Raw genomic sequence first — 22,309 nt, forward strand, 5'->3', positions numbered from 1 at the left:
GGGCAGGTGCTGGCGGACGCTTCGGCCGAGGCGCGGGCGCGGCGTAAACCGCCTGTGCCCCTCCACCACCCTGCGGGTGGTCCCCCTCCCCCGCCGGGGGAGGATTAGCGCGTCATCGCGTCGATCGCGCCTTGCAGGATGAAGGCGGCGGCGGCGCTGTCGATGCGGGTCGCGCGCTTGGCGCGGCTGACGTCGGCGGCGATCATCGCGCGTTCGACCGCGGCGGTCGACCAGCGCTCGTCCCACAGGAGCAGGGGAAGCCCGAGCGGGGCGAGGTTGCGCGCAAAGGCGCGGGTGCTTTGGGTGCGCGGGCTGTCGCTGCCGTCCATGTTGAGCGGCAGGCCGACGATAAGGCCGACGATGGATTGCGCCGCGAACAGGCTTTTCAATGTTGCGAGGTCGGCGGCGAATTTCGTGCGGATGATGGTCTTGTCGGGGGTCGCGAAGCTCCAGTTCACATCGCAGAACGCGACGCCGATCGTCTTGGTCCCGACATCGAGCCCCGCGAGGCGGCCGCCATTCGGCAGCGCGGCGGCGAAATCGGGGGCGAGGGTGGTGATCATCAAACCTCTCTAACCGTTCGACACGAACGGAATCAGGATTTGGGCGTTGCCGGAATAGCCGCGATGGGGACCGCGACCGGCGGCGCCGGAGCCGGGACTGGCGAGGGCTTGCCTTCATAGGTCGCCAGCCGCCGCAGCACGTCGGCGCGGACGTTCGCCCAGAACAGGGTGATGTCATAGACATGGTAATTATTGCCCGGCAGCACATAGCCCGCGACGACGTAATTTTTCGCGGCATCGGCATCGCCGATCAGCAGGAAGCCGCGGTCGTCGTCGCAGCGGGCGCCGACCTTGCCCGCGATCAGTGTGCCCGCCTTGAAACCGGCGCTGGGTTTCAGCGTGCCGATATTGGCGTCGGGGCCGGCGGCGGTGTCGGGAATGCCGGTGAGCGGGTTGGTGCACAGCATCCGCGTGTCCGCGCGCGGGCGGCCGTCGAAGCCGATCGTGCCGTCATAGGCGCCGGTGACCATCGCGGTGTCGGCGGGCTCGGCGAAGCTCGCCCACGACAGGATGCAGCCCTTCTGTTCCGGCGTCTGACAGGCGGGAAGGCCGAGGCCGGCGATGTCGGTGTCGATGCTGATCGGCCAGCCGATGACATAGGCGGCGACGATCCGTTTCGCGAGCGGGGTGCCGGCGATCCGGTTCTTGATCAGCATTTCGATGTGCAGCGCGCCCTGGCTGTGGCCCGCGAGGATGATCGGCTTGTTCTTGGGGATCGAGGCGAGGAAGGCGTCGAATGCCTGTTCGACGTCGCGATAGGCAGCGTCGATCGCCTTGCCCGCGGTGACGCGATCCTCGGCCAGGAAGGCGCCGAGCGTCGCCTGGCGGTAGCGCGGCGCCCACACCTCGCCCGCGTCGCCGAACGCGCTCGCCATGCCCTGCATGAAAAGCTTGGCGCGATAATTGGCGTCGGCGTCGTCGAGCGGGGCGTTCCAGCTCGCCTTGCTGTAATAGCTCGTCGGGTGGACGAAGAAGATCGCGGCGTCGCCTTTGGGAAAGGGTGTTTCGGCCGCATCGGCGGAGGGCGCGGCCTTGGCGGGCGGGATCAGCTTGCCCGCGGCGTCCTTTGCCTGCCCCGCTTCGTCGGTCGCGGGCGGGCGCCAGTCCGACGGGTCGGCGTCGAGACCGGGGCGCGAGAACCACATTTTGGGGTCATCATAGGCGTTCGGCGGGGCGACCGTCTGCTCGACGAATTCGGTGCTCGGCACGAAGGCGACGCGCCCGAACCAGCCGGGATTGAGCTGATAGGCGATGCCGACTCCGAGGATGAGGAGAATGATCGCGGCGACGGCATAGAGGAATTTGCGGGCCAAAGGGGGCTCCATGGGGGAGGGAGAGGATGGGCGAGTCTCTAGCCGCCCTTCCCAGAGGCGTCACCTTGAACTTGTTTCAGGGTCCATGGACTGTCCTCGAATGGAGCGCTGCGCGGGCCGGGAGGGTGGGTCATGGATGCTGAAACAGGTTCAGCATGACGAATATAGAAGGTAGACGTTGCGCATGACCGATGCGCCCGCCAGCCCGCCCGCCTCCGAGTCGCCCCGCCTTTCGGCGCGCCTCGACGAGAATGACCTGCCGTGGCCGCTGCGGCCGTGGCTGCTCGCGGCGGTCGGCACGCTTGCGGGGCTGATCTTTTACGGGTTGGTCGATCGCGACTATGGCGTCGGGCCCGCGCCCTTGCGCGATGCGCTCGCGGCGTTCGTCGCGGTCGCGACAGTGGTATTCCTGCTGGGGGTCGAGCGGCGGCGCTGGCACTGGGCGGCGGGGTTCGCGCTGGCGTGGGGCGCCGTCATCGGGCTGATCGCCTGGCATGCGGCGGGCTATAATGTCGGCGGATCGCCCTTCGAATGGCCGTTCTGGTCGGGGATTCTCGCGGTGCTCGTCGCGACGCCCTTGTTCCAGACGCGGCGCGACGTCGCGCCCGACTGGCGTTTCTGGCGGCTGTGGCAGATGCCCTATGCGCGGCTGCACAGCCATGCCTGGGCCGATGCGGTGATCGGCGCGGCGGGGCTGGCGTTCGTCGGCATCACCTTCCTGCTGATCGTCCTGATCGGGCAGATGTTCAAGCTGATCGGGATCGACCTGATCGAGCGGTTGCTCAATGGCGAATGGTTCGGCTGGATGCTCGCGGGGGCGGCGTTCGGCGGCAGCGTCGGCCTGCTGCGCGAGCGCGACCGGCTCGTCGCGACCTTGCAGCGGCTGGTGATGATCGTGCTTGCGGTGCTGGCCCCGGTGCTCGCGGCCGCGCTGGTGTTGTTCCTGCTGTCGTTGATCGGCACCGGGCTGACCCCGCTGTGGGAATCGGGTTTTTCGACCGCGGCGCTGATGATGGCGGCCGCCGCCTTCGCGGTGCTGCTCGCCAATGCCGCGGTCGGCAACGGGCGCGACGAGCGGGCGGGCAATCGCCTGCTGCATGTCGCGGCGGCGGCGCTGGTCGCCGCGGTGCTGCCGCTGGCCGCGATCGCCTTTTATTCGATGTATTTGCGGGTGGTGCAATATGGCTGGACCCCCGAGCGCATCTGGGGGGTGATCGCGGCGGCGATCGCGCTCGCCTATGGCGCGGCGGGGCTGTGGTCGGTCGTCCGGGGGCGTCATGATTTCGACGAGCTGCTGCGCCCGTTGCAGCAGAAGCTGGCGATCGGCCTGATGCTGCTGGCGACGATCCTGGCGCTGCCGGTCCTCGATTTCGGCGCCATCTCGACCCGCGATCAGCTTGCGCGGCTGACGTCGGGGGCGGTGAAGGCCGATAAATTCGACTGGGCGGCGATGGCGTTCGATTTCGGACCCGCCGGGCGCCGCGCGCTTGAGGCGCTGGAAAAATCGCCGCAAAAGGAGCGCGCCGGTCTCGCGAAAATCGCCCTGAAGGCGAAATATCGGGGCGAAGCGCCGCAGTCCGACCCGCGTCGCGGCGACGATGCGGTGGTCGCGGCGAAGCCGATCGAGGACAAGCTGCGCGTTCTGCCCGCAGGCGCGGCGCTGGCGCCCGACGCCTATGCCGCGATCGACGAGAGCGGATATTGCCTGAGCCAGCCGTGCATCGCCTATCGGATCGACGACGACCATATCGTGGTGGCGCGGCTTGGCGATCATGTCACCCTTTTCGAGCGCGTGGCCGTCACCCGCCAGTGGCGCCAATATGACGAACATCCGCCCAGCCTGGCGCCGGCGACGCTGGGGACAGCCGTCGATCTGGCGAAGGCGACGGTCGAGGTCCGGCCGGTGGCGCGGCGCCAATTGTTCGTGAACGGCAAGCCGCTCGGCGACAATTTCCCATAATCATCGGCGTCGGCGCCGCTTGAAGCGCGGCGGGCGGGATGCTAGCGGCGCAGCTTCTCCCGATAAGGCGATATGAATGACGATCGATCAGGCAACAGTCAGGAAAATAGCGTCGCTGGCGCGCATCGCGATCAGCGATGCCGAAGCCGCCGCGATGGAAGGCGAATTGAACGCCATCCTCGGATGGGTCGAGCAACTCGGCGAGGTCGATGTGACCGGGGTCGAGCCGATGACCGCGGTCATCCCGAACACGCTCCGCCTGCGCGACGATGTCGTCGATGCCGATCCGCTGACCGGCGGCGGGCGGCGTGATGACGTGCTGGCGAACGCGCCGGCGGCGATGCACGGCTTTTTCGGTGTTCCCAAGGTGATCGAATAATGACCGAGCTGACCAACCTGACCGTCGCGCAGATTCGCGACGGGCACCGCGCGGGCGATTTCAGCGCCGTTGAAGTGGCCGAGGCGTTCAGCGCGAATGTCGCAGGGGCGAAGGCGCTCAATGCGTTCATCGTCGAGACGCCCGAGCTTGCGCTCGCCGCCGCGAAGGCGGCCGACGCCGATCGCGCGGCGGGGACGCTCAAAGCCCTGTCGGGCGTGCCGATCGGGATGAAGGATCTGTTCGCGACCAACGGCGTCCAGACGACCGCGGCGAGCCATATGCTCGAAGGGTTCGTGCCGCGCTATGAATCGACCGTGTCGCAGAAATTGTGGGACGCGGGCGCGGGGATGCTCGGCAAGCTGAACCTCGACCAGTTCGCGATGGGGTCGTCGAACGAGACGAGCTATTTCGGCAATGTCCTTAGCCCATGGAAGCGCAACGATGGCGGCAACGCGGCGCTGGCACCGGGCGGGTCGTCGGGCGGGTCGTCGTCGGCGATCGCGGCGCGGCTCTGTCCCGCGGCGACCGGGACCGACACCGGCGGCTCGATCCGCCAGCCCGCGGCCTTTACCGGCATTTCGGGGATCAAGCCGACGTACGGCCGCTGCTCGCGCTGGGGCATCGTGGCGTTCGCCAGCTCGCTCGACCAGGCGGGGCCGATGGCGCGGACGGTGCAGGACTGCGCGATCATGCTCGAAAATATGGCGGGCTTCGATCCGAAGGACGCGACGAGCCTGAACCTGCCGGTGCCCGATTGGGAAGCGGCTTTGTCGAGCGATCTCAAGGGAAAGACGGTTGGTATTCCCAAGGAATATCGATTGGAGGGCATCGACCCCGACATCGACGCGATGTGGGATGCGGGCATCGCGATGCTCAAGGATGCGGGGGCCGCGGTCGTCGAAATCAGCCTGCCGCACACCAAATATGCGCTGCCGGCCTATTATATCATCGCGCCCGCCGAGGCGTCGTCGAACCTCGCGCGCTATGACGGCGTGCGTTATGGTCTGCGCGATCTGCCCGATGGGGCGGGGTTGCAGGATATGTATGCCGCGACGCGCGCCGATGGCTTCGGACCCGAGGTCAAGCGCCGGATCATGATCGGCACCTATGTGCTGTCGGCGGGCTTCTACGATGCCTATTACACGCAGGCACAGAAGGTCAGGACGCTGATCGCGCGCGATTTCGAGGCGGCGTTCGGGGCGTGCGACGTGATCCTCGCGCCGACCGCGCCGTCGGCGGCGTTCGGGCTGGGCGAGAAGATGGCCGATCCGCTGGCGATGTATCTGAACGACGTGTTCGCGGTGCCCGCCAGCCTTGCGGGTCTGCCCGCGATGTCGGTGCCCGCGGCGCTGAACCGCGAAGGGCTGCCGCTGGGGTTGCAGATCATCGGCAAGGCTTTTGACGAGCAGGGCGTGCTGAACGCCGGGCTGGCGATCGAGGAACGCGCTGGGTTTACGGCGCGCGCGGAGAAGTGGTGGTAGTTAATGGGACTGTTCCCCCGCGAAGGCGGGGGTCCATCTCCGGATGGTTCCAGGTCGAGGCGGCGGGAGATGGATCCCCGCCTTCGCGGGGACACACTGAGGATTTGAAATGACGGATTACCGCATCAAGGGCGAAACTGGCGAGTGGGAGGTCGTGATCGGCCTCGAGGTTCACGCCCAGATCACCACCAACGCCAAGCTGTTCTCGGGCGCCGCGACGGCGTTCGGGGCGGAGCCGAACACGCAGGTGTCGCTGGTCGACGCCGCGATGCCGGGGATGCTGCCGGTGCCGAACCGCGAGTGCATCCGCCAGGCGGTGCGCACGGGGATGGCGATCGAGGCGCAGATCAACAAATATTCGCGGTTCGACCGCAAGAATTATTTCTATGCCGATCTGCCGCAGGGTTACCAGATTTCGCAGCTTTATCATCCGATTGTCGGCGAAGGTTCGCTGACGATCGAGGCCGATGAAAAGGCTGGCCTGCCCAAAGCCAAGGTGATCGGGGTCGAGCGCATCCATGTCGAGCAGGACGCCGGCAAGCTGATGCACGACCAGCATCCGACGATGTCCTATGTCGACCTCAACCGCTCGGGCGTCGCGCTGATGGAGATCGTCTCGCGCCCCGACATGCGCTCGCCCGCAGAAGCTGGAGCGTATGTGCGCAAGCTGCGCTCGATCCTGCGCTATGTCGGGTCGTGCGACGGCAATATGGAAGAAGGCTCGATGCGCGCCGACGTCAATGTCAGCGTCCGCAAGCCGGGCGATGAGTTCGGGACGCGCACCGAGACCAAGAACGTCAATTCGGTGCGCTTCGTGATGGCGGTGATCGAGGGCGAGGCGAAGCGGCAGGTCGAACTGATCGAAAGCGGCGGCACGGTGGTGCAGGAAACGCGGCTTTACGATCCCGACCGCAATGAAACGCGCTCGATGCGGTCGAAGGAAGATGCGCACGACTATCGCTATTTCCCCGATCCCGACCTGTTGCCGCTCGAGTTGGACGATGCGTTTCTGGCCGAATGCCGCGCGAGCCTGCCCGAGCTGCCCGACGCCAAGCGCGCGCGCTATCTGGCGGCGGGAATCAGCGCCTATAACGCCGATGTGCTGACCGCCGAGGTCGAGGCGGCGCGCTGGTTCGACACCTTGCTCGATGCAGGCGCGAAGCCGGTCGCCGCCGCGAACTGGGTGACGAGCGAGCTGTTCGGCGCCTTGAACCGCATGGGCCGCGACATTGCCGATTCGCCGGTTTCGCCCACGCACGCCGCCGAACTGCTCGGCCTCGTCGCCGATGGCACGATTTCGGGGACGATCGCCAAGGCTGTGTTCGAGAAGATGCTCGAGAGCGGCGATGCCGCGGGGGTGATCGTCGAGCGCGACGGGTTGAAGCAGACGAGCGACACCGGCGCGATCGAGGCCGAGATCGCCAAGATCCTGGCCGCCAATGCCGACAAGGTCGCGCAGTATAAGGGCGGCAAGGAAGCACTGTTCGGCTTCTTCGTCGGCCAGACGATGAAGGCGATGCAGGGCAAGGCGAATCCGCAGGTGGTCAACGAACTGCTGAAGAAGGCGCTCGGCTGATCGGGCGCGGTGCGGGATGGTGTCGGCGTGACGGCGCTCAGCGCGCCGCGTGCCAGACGCTTTCGCCTTCCTTCACCGTCTCCAGCACCTTGATGTCGCGGATGCCATCGACCGGCGTCGTCAGCGGGTTCTTGTCGAGGATGACGAAGTCGGCGAGCAGGCCGACCTTGATCCGGCCTTTGCGATTCTCCTCGAACGCCTGCCATGCGGGGCCGGTGGTGAGCGCCTGTAACCCCTCATAGGCGTTCAGCCTTTCGTCGGGCCCGCTGACCACTCCGGTCGGCGAGACGCGCGCCATCGAGGTCCAGAGCATGAAGCGCGTGTCGAGCGGGGTGACGCTGTAGTCGCTGTGGTTCGACGGGATCAGCCCGGCCGCCCGCGCCGAGCGCAGGGGGCTGATGAAATCGACGACTTCCTTGGGGAAATTGGTGCGGTGGACGTCGGCCCAATACCAGGCGTGGTTCGAGAAATAGGAGGGGCCGACGCCGATGCGCTTGTAATCGGCAAGCTGGTCGCGGCGCTGGAACTGCGAGTGGATGACGATCGGGCGGCGGTCGTCGGCGGCCGTGATCCCGGCGGCGTCGAACCCCTTGATCGCCATATCGATCGCCGCGTCGCCATTGGCGTGGACGAAAATCTGCCAGCCGCGCTGCGTGACCTTTTTGGCAAGCTGGTTGAAAGCGTCCTGATCCATCGCCGGGGCGCCGTGCCAGGGATGGCTGCCGTCGGGCGCGCCGCGGGCATAGTCGCGGGTGAAATAGCCGGTGCGCGCCTGCACCGACCCATCGAGGATGACCTTGATTCCCTGCAATTTCACATGATGGTCATATTGCCCGAAACGGATGTCGGGCCGCGCGAGCAGCGCGTCGAGCCCGGTATAGAGCGGCAGCAGCGCGAGATCGATCTTCAGATGCTTGTGCGCGGCGGGGCTGGTGAAGAAGGCGAGGTCGGCGGGCATCGTCGCGCCATCCTGGGCATGGGTATAGCCTTCGGCGAAATAGCGTTGCTGTGCGGCGTCGAGCCGCGCGAGCTTTTGCTCGGGGGTGAGCTGCGGCATCGCGGCGAGCATCAGGAAGGTCGATTTTTCGAGCAAGACCCCATTGAGGCGGCCGTCGGCGTCGCGCAGCATCATCCCGCCCGGCGGCGGCTGGCTGGCGTCGGTCAGCTTTGCGGCGGCGAGCGCGGCGCTGTTGGCGACGAGCGCGTGGAGCGACTGGTGGAGCACGACGATCTTGCGATCCGCCGCCACCGCGTCGAGCTCGGCGCGCGTGATATGGTGTTTTTCGGCCAGTTTCTCATTGTCATATTGCCAGACGATTACCCAGCCGTCCCTGGGGATCGCGTTCCGCGCGATATAGTCGCGGATGACACCTTGCAGCGATGCGATGTCGGTCACCGGCGGCAGCGTCTTGTCCCACAGGTCGAGCCCGCCGGCCATCTGCATCGCGATCGCGAAATGCGAATGGGCATCGACGAAACCGGGGAGCATCGTCGCGCCCTTGAGGTCGTGGATCGCGGCGTCCCGGCCCGCCGCCAGCCGCGCGCCCTTTTCATCGCCCGCGAAGGCGATCCGGCCATCCTTGGCGACCACCGCCTCGACCATGTGCGGCGAGTCGCCGTCCATCGTGATGATGGTGCCGCCGCGATAAAGGGTCGCTTCCTGTGCGGCGACCGGCGTCGCGATCAGCAGCAGCGCGGCGAGCGTGGCGATGGATTTCATGGATGTCTCTCCCTCCGCAACGCCGTGGCGGGGAAGAGGGGAGGAGGTCAAGTCTTCCTTTGCAACTCTTTGGCGACCCCCATGCTCGCTGCGTCATCCCGGACTTGATCCGGGATAACGCTCAGCGGTGCCGGAAAAGCGGGCCGCCGGATCAAGTCCGGGGGGACGAGAGGGGGGCAAAGAGGGCGCGCGCCTCAAATCTCCTGCGGCGGCACTTCGCTTGGGCCGCGGCCGGGGTGATCGGCGTCGCCGCCGCCGGGGTTGCCGGGGATTTCCTGCGGCTGGCCGGGCGGGTCTTCGAGCGGGGTCGGCTGAACCGGCGTTTCGGGAGGCGATTGCGGTTCGATCGTGTCGGGTTTCGGTTTCGGAAGCGGGTCGGCGCCGGGGGGCATGATGATTCTCCTAAAGCGAACCAACGAACCGGCGCGGCGCATGTTCCGCCCCGCGGAAATAGGCGGAAGGTCCGCCCTTGCCCTCGGCCACGCGTCTGCTATAGCCCCGCGCGGCCCGCACGGGCGTGCGCGGCAGCGCGCGATTTCGTGCACCCGGCTGAAAGCTTCTCAAGCGGGCGTGGCGGAATTGGTAGACGCGCTGGTTTTAGGTACCAGTATCGCAAGATGTGGGGGTTCGAGTCCCTTCGCCCGCACCACTTCCGCGAGCTTTGGCCGGGACATAGGGAACGCTGCCTTTCGGGCGGGGTTCATCGATACGAGATTTTGAGCAAGGATAAGATCAAGGCAATGAAGACCGTCGAAACGCTGAACGAAGGCCTGAAGCGCGAATATCGCCTGACCATCACCGCGAAGGATATCGATGCGCGCGTCGATGACGAAGTAAAGGCGATCGCGCCGACCGTGCGCATGCCCGGCTTTCGTCCCGGCAAGGTGCCGCCGAACCTGATCCGCAAGATGCACGGCGAGGCGCTGAACGCCGACGCGCTCAACAAGGCGATCGACCAGGGCGTCAAGGATTTGATGGCGAAGGAAAAGCTGCGCCCCGCGCTCCAGCCCGCGGTCGCTCTCGAGGATGGTTATGAGCGCGGCAAGGATGCCGAGCTGACCGTCGCGCTCGAAGTGCTTCCCGTGATCGAAGCGCCGTCGATCGACGGGCTGAAGCTCGAGCGGCTGACCGTTCCCGCCGACGACAAGGCGGTGATGGCGAAGATCGAGGAATTCGCCGCGCAGATGAAGCGGTTCGAGGACGCGCCGAAGACGAAGAAGGCGGCCCAGGGCGACCAGGTCATCATCGATTTCGCCGGCAGCGTCGACGGCGTCGCTTTCGACGGCGGCACGGGCGAGGACATGGCGGTCGAAATCGGTTCGGGCCAGCTCATCCCCGGTTTCGAGGATCAACTCGTCGGCGTGAAGGTCGGCGACGAAAAAACGCTCAAAGTGACTTTCCCCGACGAATATCCGGTCGAGACTCTGAAGGGCAAGCCCGCCGAATTTGCGGTGACGGTGAAGGAAGTGAAGGTTCCGGCCGCGTCGAAGATCGACGACGAGTTCGCGAAATCGCTCGGCCTTGAAAGCCTCGACAAGCTCAAGGAGCTGATGAAGGACCAGGTCGAACAGGAATTGAACGGCCTCACCCGCACCTATATGAAGCGCAAGCTGCTCGACCAGCTCGCCGCGTCGCATGATTTTGAAGTGCCGCCGACGATGGTCGAGGCCGAGTTCGGCCAGATCTGGCAGCAGCTCGAGCATGAGGCGAGCCACGAGGAAGATCCCGAGGCGGCGAAGGCCGAGCTGGAAAAGGATCGCGACGAATATCATGCGATCGCGGTGCGCCGCGTCCGCCTGGGCCTGCTCCTTTCGGAAATCGGCCAGGCGCACGGCGTGCAGGTGACGAACCAGGAAATGCAGCGGCTGGTCATGCAGGCGGCGCAGCAATATCGCCCCGAAGAGCGCGGCCGCTTCATGGAATATGTCCAGCAGGATGCGCTCGCCGCCGCGCAGCTCCGCGCCCCGCTCTATGAGGACAAGGTCGTCGACTATCTGTTCGAAAAGGCCGAGGTCAGCGACCGCGAAACCACCCGCGAGGAACTGGAAGCCGCGATCGAGGCCGACGACGATAACGGCCACGTCCATGGCCCGGGCTGCGGTCATGACCATGATCACGACCACAAGCCCGCCAAGAAGGCCGCCGCCAAAAAGCCGGCCGCCAAGAAGGACGCGGTGAAGGAAGACGCCAAGGCCGAGAAGGCCGAAGCCCCGGCGAAGAAGCCGGCGGCGAAGAAGGCCGAGGCCGCGAAGGCCGAGGACAAGCCCGCCGCGAAGAAGGCGGCTCCCAAGGCTGCCGAAGAGAAGCCGGCCGCCAAGAAGGCTCCGGCCAAGAAGGCGGCGGCGAAGAAATAAGCCTCTTCGCTTCGCAAGAGACAAGAAAGGCCGGGTGGAGGATGCTCCGCCCGGCCTTTTTTGTCTCGCTGCCCTCCCCTGAAGGGGAGGGCGTAGCTGTGATCAGATCACATCCATATTGTAGCAATGCCAGCTGAAGATCGCCGCGGCGCCGCGGTGGGGGCGCCAGGGTTCGGCGAGGGCGCGCACGGTCTTTTCGCTCGGGCGGGCGCCGAGGCCGAGGATGCGGCCGACCGCTTCCTGCACCGCGAGGTCGCCCGCGGGCCAGATGTCTGGGCGCCCCTCGGCAAACAGCAGGTAGATTTCGGCCGACCAGCGGCCGATGCCCTTGACCTGGGTGAGCAGCGCGATCGCCTCCTCGTCGTCGGCGGGAAGCGCGTCGAAATCGAGGGCGCCGTCGAGCACGAGCTGCGCGAGGCTTTTGCCATAGCTTTGTTTCTGTCCCGACAGGCCGCAGGCGCGCAGCGCGTCGAATTCGGCCGCCGCGATCACTTCGGCGGGGCAACCCTCCCCGAACGCGGCCTCCAGCTTGTTCCAGATCGAGTTCGCCGCGGCGACGCTGACCTGCTGGCCGACGATAGTGCGCAGCAAGGTCGTATAGCCGCGCTCGCGGATGCGCGGCGGCGGGTAACCGGCGTTGCCGAGCGCGCGCGCGAAATTACCGTCGATCGCGGCGACCGCGTCGATTCCCGCATGAAGCTGCTCTTCGCCGAAGCTCATCGCCATATTCTCCTTTTGTTCGCATCACTTCCGTAGCAGCGCTTGATTTGACGCGCAACGCGCGACATAGGCCAAGCCGAACCAACGATATGAGGACGAGCATGGCCAAGCTGATTGTGGTGACACGCGACGGGAACGAGCATGAGATCGAAGGCGACACCAGCCTGACCGTGATGGAGAATATCCGCGACGCGGGCTTTGACGAGCTGCTCGCGCTGTGCGGCGGCTGCTGTTCGTGCGCGACCTGCCACGTCCATGTCGAGGCGGGCGACACCGACGCGATGCCCGCGATGAGCGAGGACGAGAACGACCTGCTCGATTCGACATCCGACCGCGACGAGGCGTCGCGCCTGTCGTGCCAAATCCCGTTCAGCGACGCGCTCGACGGCCTGCGCGTGCGGATCGCGGCGGAGGATTAAACGCAGCATATCGTCATCGCGAGGAGCGTGGCGACGAAGCAATCTCCAGCTATCGGCCGCCAATCAAGGTCGATAGCTGGAGATTGCTTCGCTGCGCTCGCAATGACGCGGTTTAGTTGCCAGATGTCGCCACCGCGTAGAGCGCGATCGCCGCGGCGTTCGAGATGTTGAGGCTTTCCATCCGCGGCGAGATCGGCAGCTTTGCCAGCACGTCGCAATGCTCCATCACATTGTGACGCATCCCGTCGCCTTCCGAGCCGAGGACGAGCGCGACCTTGCTGCCGTCGAGGGTCGAGGCGAGCGTCGTCTCGGTATCGCCCATCAGCCCGATGCGCCAATATTGCGCCTCGGCGATCTCCTCGAGCGCGCGCGACAGGTTGACGACGCGCACCCACGGCACGCTTTCGAGCGCGCCCGAGGCCGAGCGCGCGATGACGCCGCTTTCGGGCGGACTGTGGCGGTCCTGCGTGATGATCGCGGCGGCGTCGAACGCGGCGGCGGAACGCAGCACCGCACCGATATTGTGCGGGTCGGTGACCTGGTCGAGGATCAGCAAGGGGCGCTTGCTGTCGGCGTCGCTTTCTTCCTGAAGCAAATCGCCGAGATAGACCTCTTCGAGCGGATCGACTTCGATCACGAGGCCCTGGTGCGGCGCGTCGCGCGCGACGAGGCGCGCGAGGTCGGCGACGTCGGCGTAGCTGATCGGGAGCACCGGCGGCAGGTCGAGTTGCCCCAGCGCTTCTCTGGTCCCCCAGATGCGCTTGACGCGGCGTTCGGGGTTGGCGAGCGCGGCGAGAACGGCGTGGCGGCCCCAGAAGCGGGTGGCTTGTCCACGCTGGTTTTGGCCGGCGGGTCGGCGATGGCGAGAAATTTGACGCATGATGCCGCGCCTTTCCCATGACTGGCATTGACAGGCAAGTCTCGTTTCGCCATTGGACCGCTTCCCAAAGCGGGCCCCATGGACAGGTGGCCGAGTGGTTAAAGGCAGCAGACTGTAAATCTGCCCGGGTTTCCGTACGCTGGTTCGAATCCAGCCCTGTCCACCATTTTTCGTTCCGGGGACTTCCGTAGAAGTCCCTAGAAATCCCAGAAAACCTAGCTTATTATGCCTGCGGTCTTCCGCTCGCGTCCACTGTCGTCCGTGTGCAGCCGACGCGAAATGTGGGGGGAAGTGTGGGGAGAGATTTGCTTACCTCACATTTTGACGCCTCAAAGTGTGGGGAGAGAATCCGATGGGTAAACTCACGGCGATAGCGGTCAAGGCGGCCCTGACGAATCCCGGCACTTATCAGGATGGAGACGGGCTTTTCCTGAAGGTGGACAAGCACGGCGGGGCCTACTGGCTCCTGCGTTTGCAGCGCGACGGAAAGCGGCAGGACATCGGGCTGGGCAGCGCCAAGCTGCTGACGCTGGCGGAAGCCCGCGAGAAGGCGAGGGAACTGCGCAAGGCGGTCAAGGTGGAACGGCGCGACGTTCTGGCCGAAAGGAAGGACGAAGCCGCCGCGAAGGTGACATTCCGCGAGGCCGCTCGTCAATATCATGCCGAGAATAAGGCGGGCTGGAAAAGCGCCGTCTATGCCCGTCAGTGGCTTGCCAGTCTGGAAAACCACGCTTTCCCAAAACTGGGTGATATTCCGACCGTCGGAATTGGTTCGCCCGACATTATCGCGGTGCTGACGCCGATCTGGCAGGAGATTCCCGAAACAGCGCGCCAAGTCCGCAACCGGATTTGCGCCGTGCTCGATTATGCTCACGCGAAGGGCTGGCGATCGTCGGAAGCCCCCTCGGGCCACGGGAGCCTGAAAGCCGGGCGCGGCCTGCCCCGGCAAGTGAAGGAACGGGCAAACCGCAAGGCCATGCCCTATGTCGCGGTGCCTGCCTTCATGGTGGCGTTGCAGCACAAGCCGTCATTCGGGCGGCTGGCATTGGAACTGCTTATCCTGACTGGGGTGCGCTCGCAGGAAGTGCGGCTTGCCACCTGGGCCGAATTTGATCGGGAAGCCCGCCTATGGACGATCCCCGCCGATCATATGAAGCGGAGCAAGACGCACATGACGCCACTCTCTGACGCCGCTCTGGCGGTGCTGGCGAGGGCGGCGGCGTTCAGGCGGGCGGGGAGCGATGTCGTGTTCCCCGGCGTGGCCGGCAAGCCGATGTCGGACATGACGCTGCTGAAAGTGCTGCGCGACATGAGCGAGCCTTATCACGTCCACGGCTTCCGTTCCGCCTTCACCGACTGGGCGGCGAACGAGGGTTTTGCCGATGCCGTGGTGGAAGCCGCGTTGGCTCACAAGACGCCGGACGCGGTGCAGGCGGCCTATCGCCGCACCACTTATCTTGGCACCCCCGATAAGCCAGGCGCGCGTGTGATGCTGATGACCGCTTGGGGGCGTTATTGCGCGAGCGGGGCGGCTGGCACAGGCAATATTGTGCCGCTTCCCGGTAAGAAAGCGGGATAACACCCGGCTTCCTACGGTGGTCGCCGCGATTTTCTGGCTCCCAGCGAAAATTCTGCCTAGACCCACGGGCGCGTCATACGTTTTTCTAATCAGAACAGCGGAGGGACGAGAATTTGCCGCCCGAAGAGGGTAAATCCGGCAATCAACTGGATCAGCGCTGGAGGCCGGCTCTGATGGCGTTTTTCCTGCGCCGCGTACAAAGCTATGCCGAGGCGGAGGATTTGACGCAGGAGGTGTTCGCCAGACTGCTGGTCGGGAAAGGAACGACGGATCAACCCGATGTCTATGTTTTTCGCACCGCGCAGAATTTGCTGGTAGATCGCGTCCGCAAGCTCGTTGTTCGTCAACGCCATCACGAAGCCGTTTTTACTGAGCCGGAGCGGGAACTCGATGTCCTCGATCCGCATAGCATCGCCGCCAGCCGCGAGGAGATGGCGGCATTTCTCTCTGCACTCGCCACTCTGCCGGAGCGTACACGCACCATGTTCATCCTCTATCGGCTCGAACATCTGAGTCAGGACGACATTGCCGCGACCTTCGGCATTTCGACCAGCGCGGTGAAGCAGCAGATCGCCAAGGCGACCTCGCTGTTGACCAAGCAGATGCAGGACGCGGAATGAAGGCCGTGCAAGACGATATCCAGCCCGATCGTCACGAAGAGGCGGCGCTGTGGTGCATGAACCTCGCCGAAGGGCAATTGCCGCCGGGCGAGCGCGAAGCCTTCGACCACTGGCTGGAGGACGACCGGAATGCCGCCGCATTTCAGGCCGTCGTTCGCACCTGGAAAACGGCCGACAGCGCGGCTCGCCTTCCCGAGGCGATCGCGATGCGGAGCGCCGCCCTCGAAAGCTACCGGACCGTCAATCGCCGGCGTTGGACCCGGCGCCTTGGTGCCCGATCCTATTGGGCCGGCGGGATCGCCGCTGCGCTACTGCTGGCGGTGACGAGCTTGTTCATGCTGGGCGATTCCACCCGTCCCTACCAGACCGAAGTGGGCGAACGCCGCGTCGCGCTTCTGGACGATCAATCCAGATTGTCGCTCGACGCCGACAGCCTGGTCGAGGTCGACATGAGCGACAAGCAGCGCGAGTTGACCCTGGTTCGCGGCCGCGCGAAATTCGACGTCGCGAAGGACCCCTTGCGCCCCTTTACCGTCGTTGCGGGCGACAAGATGGTGGTGGCGACCGGAACCTCGTTCAGCGTCGAGATGATTGGCGGCGAGGTGCGCGTCCTGCTCTATCATGGGCGGGTATCGGTGCTCGACCGTACCGCGCCGGCGCCAGCCGGAAAGGAACTGCAACTGAAGCCGGGGCAGGAGATGGTCGCTCCGGTCGGCGCGGGCGCACCGCCGACGCTGGTTTCCTTCGATCCCGAACGATCCTCGTCATGGGAATCGGGGCAGTTGAGTTTCGGCGACGAACCGCTGGCGCTCGCGGCGGCACGGATGAACCGCTATTCCAATCGCAAGCTGGCGCTTGGCGATGCGAAGGTGGGGCGTGTTCGGGTCAACGGCGTCTTCACGGCAGGCGACACGGCGGCCTTTGTCGAGGGCGTGACGCGGATGAACGCGGTGCGCGCCGAATATACGCCCGGTAAAATTACTTTGAAAAGTCTGCCCGAAAAAAAGTGAGGCCGCGCGCTATCCCTGCGGCTTGGTGACACGTTTTACCCTGAGACGGCGCAAAGCCGAACATGGGGGAGGACAGTAATGGCACGACAGGGTTTCTATACGCATTCGCTGGCGCTGCGCGCGCTCGCGGTTTCGCTGGCGACGGTCGCGGTGGTTCAGCCGGCCTACGCGCAGGAGCAGGTCTACAGCTTTGACATTCCGGCACAGGATCTCGACTCCGCGCTAAAAACATTTGCCCGCGTGTCGGGCCAGCAAGTGGTGTTCAATTCGCGCGACGCGCGCGGTAAGACTTCGCCCGCCCTGAAGGGCAGCTATTCGGCGCAGGCGGCGCTCGACGCCCTGCTCCGGGGGTCGGGGCTGGTGGTGGAACGGGGACAGTCCGGCCTGCTCCTGATCCACCCGCCACGCGCCAGCGAAGCGTCGGGGGCCGCCTACGTCCCTGACGAAATCATCGTCACCGCGCAGAAGCGGGTGGAATCGGTGCAGGATGTGCCGATCGCGATCACCGCTCTTTCCCAAAAGAGTCTGGAAGAGCAAAAGATCGAGGGCGGCCCCGACATCATGCGCGCGGTGCCGAACATGACGTTCAGCAAATCCAATTTCACTGGCTATAATGTCTCGATCCGCGGCATTGGGACCAAGTCGATCTCCGCGACCAGCGACCCCGGCGTTGCCGTCGCCTTCAATAACAGCAGCATGATCCACAACCGCTTCTTCGAACAGGAATTCTTCGACATGGAGCGTGTCGAGGTGCTGCGCGGGCCGCAGGGGACGCTCTATGGCCGCAATGCGACCGGAGGCGTCGTCAACCTGATCACCGCCAAGCCCAAACTCAGCACGTTTGAGGGCAATCTCAAGGGCGAAGTCGGCAACTACAACAGCCGCCGCTTGCTCGCTATGCTCAACGTGCCGCTGATCGATGACGTGCTGGCGGTTCGCGTCGCGGGTTCGATGACCCAGCGCAGCGGCTATGACTATAATGCGACCACCAAGAACGACATTAACGGTCGCGACCTCTGGTCGCTGCGCACGTCCGTCGCGTTCGAGCCGGCGCCATGGTTCCGCGCCAATCTGATCTGGGAACGCTTCAATGAGAATGACAACCGCTCGCGCACCGGCAAGCAGCTTTGCCATCGTGATGACGGACCGACAAGTGTGGGCGGCGTGGATTTGGCTGACAACTTGAATGAATACACCAATCTGGAAGTGCGCAGGGCTTTGTTCTCCCAGGGATGCAAGCCGGGCAGCCTTTATGATGATGCTGCATTCGGCAAACCCAACGGGCTGGGCTTCAGCTTCATTCTGGGCGCCATTGCGCTGTCGGCCAGCGGAACGGGGATCGGACAGGATTCCAACGGGGGTTATACCGTTATCCAACCAGTCGATCCATATGGCGGTTCCATGCAGTCTCGCAATCTGCGAGAAATCAACTCGATCCGCGATCCCAAATATCGGGCAAAGTCTGACCTCTTTCAATTTAACCTGGATATTGATTTAGGTTCTGAACTGACATTTACATCTCAGACAGCTTACAATTCTGACAAGGTCTATTCATTTCAAGATTATAACCGATTCACAAGCCTTCCGGTGTTCACTGACACGACGAACCTGATGAATTTTATCGGTAGCCCAAGTGAATTCAGAAATCTTATTCCTGGAGGGGTATTCTGCGATCCCCAGATAGGTTGTACTAACACCATTGCCGGATTTGATATTAGCCAAGCTAAATCAAAGCAGCTCAATCAGGAGTTCCGCTTGCAATCATCATTTGATGGGAAATTTAACTTCAGTGTTGGGGTTAACTATACTAAATTTAAGACGATAAATGATTATTATGTCATGAACAATGTCCTCACTGCTCTAGCTTGGAGCGGTGGATTTTATCCAGCTTATGGATCAGGTGTTCCATGGAATCCAGCCACATGCCCGGGCGATACCTTATTTTCTACGCCGGGGGGGACGATAATAGAGGCCAGTGACCCGTATGCGGTATGCCCATATGTCGATCCCAATCCTGTCGAGAGTATTGACGGAAATGGTCATAACTACTTCCGGTCAAAGAATCCTTATAAGCTGAATTCAAAAGCTATATTTGGAGAGACATATTACAATGTTCTAGACAACCTGAAACTGACGGCTGGATTCCGATACACCTCGGACCGCAAGACGTTCACGCCTGTTCCGTCGCAAACGCTACTGTCGCGTTCCTTGTTCGCCGGCGGGAATATCTCAATCGGATACCCTGAGGAACCCGACATCAAGCAGAAATGGGGCGAGTGGACGGGGCGGATCGGTTTGGACTGGAAGCCCGAACTGGGCTTCACTGACGACACCATGCTCTATGCGTTCTTCTCGCGTGGCTATAAGGGTGGCGGCGCCAACCCACCGAGTCCGGACTTCGCAACTGAAGAAGAGTTTATTGCTAACGGGTTGGCCGACGGCATGCCGCAGTCTGAAATTGATTTCTACCAGACGCTTGGCTGGCTGCCGACTCTGGCCCTGACCGGCGCTGAGTATGACGCGACATTCAAACCGGAATTCGTCAACGCCTTTGAAATTGGCGCAAAGAACAGCCTGTTGAACGGAGCGCTGACTTTGAATTTCACCGGCTTTTATTATGACTACAAGGACTATCAGGTCTCCCAGATTAGGGACCGCACGGCCGTGAACGAGAATTTTGACGCCAAGGTCTGGGGGCTGGAATTCGAGACCGTGTTCGCGCCGACGCGCAACCTTCGGCTCAACGCCAATGTAGGTTACCTCCGCACCAAGATCGGTAAGGGCGAAACGTCCATCGATATCATGAACCGCACACAGGGCAATGCCGACTATACCCTCGTCAAGCCGTGGATGGCGTTGCCGTCTAACTGCGTCATTCCAACCCATGTCGCGGCGGAATGGGCCAGAACCACGCCCGGCCTGCAAGGCTTTTGGGGCATGTGCGGAGGCGCGAGAGGTCCCCTTGCCTTCTTCCCCCCGTTCATCGCCGATCCGACTTTTGGCGGCGCGCGCTACGATCCCGCTAACTATCCCGAACTGAACGGTGGGGCCGGTCTGAAGGCCGATCTAGGCGGCAACGAGCTGCCCAATTCACCGCGCTGGACCGCCAATCTGGGTGCCCAATATACGATCGACTTCGATCCGGACTGGAGCGCGACGATCCGTGGCGATGGATATTGGCAGGCCAAGAGCTGGGCGCGTGTCTACAACAGCAATCCTTACGACCGCCTGCGCAGCTGGACCAACTTCAACCTCTCGCTTCGCGTCGAAGGGCCCGATGATCTGACGTTTGAGGCCTATGTGAAGAATGTCTTCAACAAGTCGCCGATCACCGATTCTTTCCTGAATTCGGACGATACGGGGCTGACGACCAACGTCTTCACGCTCGACCCGCGCATCATCGGGTTCAGCATCGCGAAGAAGTTCTAACCTCGTCCACTCCGACTTGGGTCGGTGCTTCGCCCACTCCCGGCGCATGCATCGGCCCAGTTTTTCTGAGGCTTTTGTCTTCACGACGGAGCCCGGTAGCAGCGGAGACGACCCATGACGCTCCAGATAAAAACGCCCGCCGGGCATGTCATCGAAAAGCGCAACTGGAAATTCGGCCGCGACATGATGCCGCACCGCTGGTGGCACGGCGGCGATCCCGGCCGGACGGCCTTCTACAATGCACTGTCCTCGACCTTCCCGGTCGGCGAGAAATTCTTCATGTCGGCGGTACGTCATTACCGCGACGGCGCGCCCGATCCGCTGCGCGAGCAGATCGACGATTTCATCTTCCAGGAATCGACCCACTCGCGCGAGCATGTCTTCTTCAACCGGCAGGCGCGCGATGCCGGTTGCGACATGGCCTCGTCCGAGGATCGCGCCGCCCGCACCATCGCCTGGGCGAAGCGCCGCCCGCCGATCATGCAACTCGCGGCGACCTGCGCGCCCGAACATTTCACGGCGATACTGGCAAACGCAGTGTTGGCTGACCCGGCTCATCTCGCCGGCGCCGACGTTGAGGCGCAGCGCATGTGGCGCTGGCACGCGATCGAGGAGATCGAGCATAAGGCCGTCGCCTACGACACCTTGCTGCTCGCGATGCGGGACAGGCCCCGCTTCCGGCGCTGGACCCTGCGCTCCTTCACCATGCTCGCGGCGGGCGTGCGCTTTCACCATGTCGTGTTTCGCAACACCGCCGATCTGCTGCGGCAGGACAGGCAGAACAATTTTCGGACGTGGCGGCAGCTTCTCGCCTATCTCTATGGCAAGCCGGGCCTGATGCGGCTCTTGCTGCGCGACGTATTCACCTATTTCCGCCCGGGCTTTCACCCGTGGCAGCACGATGATCGCGCTCTCGCGGCCCGCGCCCTCGCGACCCTCTCGCCACCGCTCGTCGCGCCGATGTCGAAGTGAGGGCGTGATCGTGATGAAGAAGGTAATGATCGCACTGAGTTTGATTGCGGCCACGGGGGGAGGGGCCGGGGCCGTCGCATCGCAGGGGAGTAGTGCCATCACCGGCCTATGGTCGACGGGCAGCCAAGGTGGGCGCGTCGAGCTTTATCGCTGCGGCGCGGCCGTCTGCGGCAAGGTGGACGACGCCGCTCCCCTGCGTGCCAATTCCGACCAGCGCGACGTGAAGAACCCTGACGCCAGCCTTCGCAATCGGCGGCTTATGGGGTTGGTCGTGCTGCAAGGCTTCAAGGGTGGCCCGCGCGAATGGAAAGGCGGCCCGCTCTATGATCCCGAAACCGGCGACGGCGCAGCGACCGGCACCCTGACGCTCCGCCCCGACGGCAAGCTGGAGGTGAAAGGATGCAAGGCCAAGATTTTTTGCCGAACCAAGGTCTGGACCCGCGCGCGCTGAGCTTCGCGTCGGCGTTCCTCGCCGAAATCCAGCAGGCGGCCAACCTCGCCGACGTCGAACGGCTGCTCGAAGCCGCGGCGCGGGAATTGGGCTTCCGCCACTATGCGATGATCCATCACGACGATCACCGCGCCGCGTCGCCCGGCCTCATCAACATGAACAACTATCCGTCCGACTATGCCGCGGAATATTTCGGCGGCCTTTATCATCGCGACGATCCGGTCGTTCATGCCTGCATCGCGGCCAACGCCTGCTTCACCTGGTGCGAGCTGGCCGACCTGATCGAGCTGGGGCAGCGGCACCGCGAATTTCTCGAACGCGGAGAATATCATGGCGTCACCAACGGCATCACCGTCCCGGCGTTCGTGCTCGGCGAGCGCAGCGGATCGTGCAATTTCTGTAGCCCGCGTATTCCCGACCTCGCGCAGCGCCACATCGGCACCGTCCAGATCGTTGGCAGCTTCGCCTTCCAGACGGCGCGCCGCATCGCCGGCGGTCGTCGCCTGCGTCAAGTCCGCGTCGGCCGGCTGCGGTCGCGCTGGCTCGATTGCATTATTCTCGCGGGACAGGGCAAGAGCAACACCGACATCGCCACGATCCTCGACCTGAGCCCAGCGACAGTGAAAACGTACATCGAGGCGGCTTGCGCCCGATACGAGGTCCACAACCGCACCCAACTCGTCATCGCCGCCGTGTTGGATGGAGAGATCGGCATCCACGAAATCTCTCCGCGTCAATACCGCCACCTGGCGACCTAGCAATCCCCTCCACAAGCTGAAACGCCCGTTCGCGAGTCAGCGGCCGGCAACGGCTTGCCGCCGCCCCTGCCTTTTGGGGGCGGACGGCGGCATCTTGCGTTTGCGTTGGTGAAGCAGCGGGAGCG

The 22,309-nt window shown here is 64.0% G+C and carries 19 protein-coding genes and 2 tRNA genes; 15 read left to right on the forward strand and 6 right to left on the reverse strand.

Translation table 11 applies throughout. The annotated features are described in order from the left end of the window. Positions 1–104 precede the first annotated feature (104 nt). A complete protein-coding gene (gene ruvX, locus CVO77_RS16465) occupies positions 105–563 on the reverse strand; it encodes a Holliday junction resolvase RuvX (RefSeq protein WP_105999981.1) in 459 nt (152 codons plus the stop codon). 32 nt (positions 564–595) lie between these two features. Next, positions 596–1,876 carry a DUF3089 domain-containing protein gene (locus CVO77_RS16470; RefSeq protein ID WP_106000901.1) on the reverse strand — a complete coding sequence of 427 codons (1,281 nt, stop codon included), beginning with the start codon at positions 1,874–1,876 and terminating at the stop codon, positions 596–598. A 184-nt stretch (positions 1,877–2,060) separates the two neighbouring features. Between CVO77_RS16470 and CVO77_RS16475 the strand changes: the two genes are divergently transcribed. The 4 genes from CVO77_RS16475 to gatB all read left to right on the forward strand — a co-directional run bounded on the left by CVO77_RS16475 (position 2,061) and on the right by gatB (position 7,272). Further along, positions 2,061–3,836, forward strand: coding sequence for a DUF4153 domain-containing protein (locus tag CVO77_RS16475; RefSeq protein ID WP_105999982.1), 1,776 nt, complete (start codon positions 2,061–2,063; stop codon positions 3,834–3,836). Positions 3,837–3,912: 76 nt separating this feature from the next. Continuing rightward, positions 3,913–4,215: an Asp-tRNA(Asn)/Glu-tRNA(Gln) amidotransferase subunit GatC gene (gatC, locus tag CVO77_RS16480; RefSeq protein ID WP_105999983.1), complete on the forward strand. Its 303-nt coding sequence runs from the start codon at positions 3,913–3,915 to the stop codon at positions 4,213–4,215. Then, positions 4,215–5,696 (forward strand): Asp-tRNA(Asn)/Glu-tRNA(Gln) amidotransferase subunit GatA, encoded by a 1,482-nt coding sequence (gatA, locus tag CVO77_RS16485; RefSeq protein ID WP_105999984.1) that lies wholly within the window; start codon positions 4,215–4,217, stop codon positions 5,694–5,696. Before gatC ends, gatA begins: the two co-directional genes overlap by 1 nt. Positions 5,697–5,805: 109 nt before the next feature. Further along, complete coding sequence (gatB, locus tag CVO77_RS16490; protein WP_105999985.1) at positions 5,806–7,272, forward strand: Asp-tRNA(Asn)/Glu-tRNA(Gln) amidotransferase subunit GatB; 1,467 nt, start codon at positions 5,806–5,808, stop codon at positions 7,270–7,272. Positions 7,273–7,309: 37 nt separating this feature from the next. On the opposite strand, the gene CVO77_RS16495 is transcribed toward gatB, so the two are convergent. After that, entirely contained in the window at positions 7,310–8,992 is a 1,683-nt protein-coding gene (locus CVO77_RS16495; RefSeq protein ID WP_105999986.1) for an amidohydrolase, read from the reverse strand. Positions 8,993–9,186: 194 nt separating this feature from the next. Beyond that, entirely contained in the window at positions 9,187–9,384 is a 198-nt protein-coding gene (locus CVO77_RS16500; RefSeq protein WP_105999987.1) for a hypothetical protein, read from the reverse strand. A 172-nt stretch (positions 9,385–9,556) separates the two neighbouring features. On the opposite strand from CVO77_RS16500, the gene CVO77_RS16505 reads away from it, so the two are divergent. Both CVO77_RS16505 and tig read left to right on the forward strand, forming a co-directional pair. Continuing rightward, positions 9,557–9,641, forward strand: a tRNA-Leu gene (locus CVO77_RS16505). 91 nt (positions 9,642–9,732) lie between these two features. Beyond that, positions 9,733–11,346, forward strand: a complete 1,614-nt coding sequence (gene tig, locus CVO77_RS16510) for a trigger factor (protein ID WP_106000902.1) — start codon at positions 9,733–9,735, stop codon at positions 11,344–11,346. Positions 11,347–11,448: 102 nt separating this feature from the next. Here the strand turns inward: tig and CVO77_RS16515 are convergent, their stop codons facing one another. Continuing rightward, positions 11,449–12,066, reverse strand: a complete 618-nt coding sequence (locus tag CVO77_RS16515; protein ID WP_106000903.1) for a DNA-3-methyladenine glycosylase family protein — start codon at positions 12,064–12,066, stop codon at positions 11,449–11,451. Between the two features lie 101 nt (positions 12,067–12,167). Here CVO77_RS16515 and CVO77_RS16520 point away from each other — a divergent pair, with 101 nt between their 5' ends. After that, the gene (locus tag CVO77_RS16520; protein WP_105999988.1) at positions 12,168–12,485 is read left to right on the forward strand and encodes a 2Fe-2S iron-sulfur cluster-binding protein; all 318 of its coding nucleotides are present in this window, start codon (positions 12,168–12,170) and stop codon (positions 12,483–12,485) included. A gap of 112 nt (positions 12,486–12,597) precedes the next feature. Here the strand turns inward: CVO77_RS16520 and rlmB are convergent, their stop codons facing one another. Continuing rightward, entirely contained in the window at positions 12,598–13,365 is a 768-nt protein-coding gene (gene rlmB / locus CVO77_RS16525; protein WP_105999989.1) for a 23S rRNA (guanosine(2251)-2'-O)-methyltransferase RlmB, read from the reverse strand. Positions 13,366–13,445: 80 nt separating this feature from the next. On the opposite strand from rlmB, the gene CVO77_RS16530 reads away from it, so the two are divergent. The 8 genes from CVO77_RS16530 (at position 13,446) to CVO77_RS16565 (ending at position 22,184) form a co-directional block, all read left to right on the forward strand. Next, positions 13,446–13,531: transfer RNA gene (locus CVO77_RS16530), tRNA-Tyr, on the forward strand. Between the two features lie 186 nt (positions 13,532–13,717). Beyond that, on the forward strand, positions 13,718–14,944 hold the full coding sequence (locus CVO77_RS16535; RefSeq protein WP_105999990.1) for a tyrosine-type recombinase/integrase: 1,227 nt from the start codon (positions 13,718–13,720) through the stop codon (positions 14,942–14,944). Between the two features lie 113 nt (positions 14,945–15,057). Continuing rightward, the gene (locus CVO77_RS16540; protein ID WP_242445987.1) at positions 15,058–15,564 is read left to right on the forward strand and encodes an RNA polymerase sigma factor; all 507 of its coding nucleotides are present in this window, start codon (positions 15,058–15,060) and stop codon (positions 15,562–15,564) included. Continuing rightward, a complete protein-coding gene (locus CVO77_RS16545) occupies positions 15,561–16,574 on the forward strand; it encodes a FecR family protein (RefSeq protein ID WP_105999992.1) in 1,014 nt (337 codons plus the stop codon). The genes CVO77_RS16540 and CVO77_RS16545 overlap by 4 nt, the downstream gene beginning before the upstream one ends. 78 nt (positions 16,575–16,652) lie before the next feature. Further along, a complete protein-coding gene (locus tag CVO77_RS16550) occupies positions 16,653–20,003 on the forward strand; it encodes a TonB-dependent receptor (RefSeq protein ID WP_105999993.1) in 3,351 nt (1,116 codons plus the stop codon). Between the two features lie 114 nt (positions 20,004–20,117). Beyond that, positions 20,118–20,975 (forward strand): metal-dependent hydrolase, encoded by an 858-nt coding sequence (locus CVO77_RS16555; RefSeq protein ID WP_105999994.1) that lies wholly within the window; start codon positions 20,118–20,120, stop codon positions 20,973–20,975. A gap of 13 nt (positions 20,976–20,988) precedes the next feature. Beyond that, complete coding sequence (locus CVO77_RS16560; RefSeq protein ID WP_242446199.1) at positions 20,989–21,426, forward strand: DUF2147 domain-containing protein; 438 nt, start codon at positions 20,989–20,991, stop codon at positions 21,424–21,426. After that, positions 21,393–22,184 carry a helix-turn-helix transcriptional regulator gene (locus CVO77_RS16565; protein WP_158258099.1) on the forward strand — a complete coding sequence of 264 codons (792 nt, stop codon included), beginning with the start codon at positions 21,393–21,395 and terminating at the stop codon, positions 22,182–22,184. Before CVO77_RS16560 ends, CVO77_RS16565 begins: the two co-directional genes overlap by 34 nt. Positions 22,185–22,309 lie beyond the last annotated feature (125 nt).

This window comes from Sphingopyxis lindanitolerans (assembly GCF_002993885.1).
Lineage (GTDB): Bacteria > Pseudomonadota > Alphaproteobacteria > Sphingomonadales > Sphingomonadaceae > Sphingopyxis > Sphingopyxis lindanitolerans.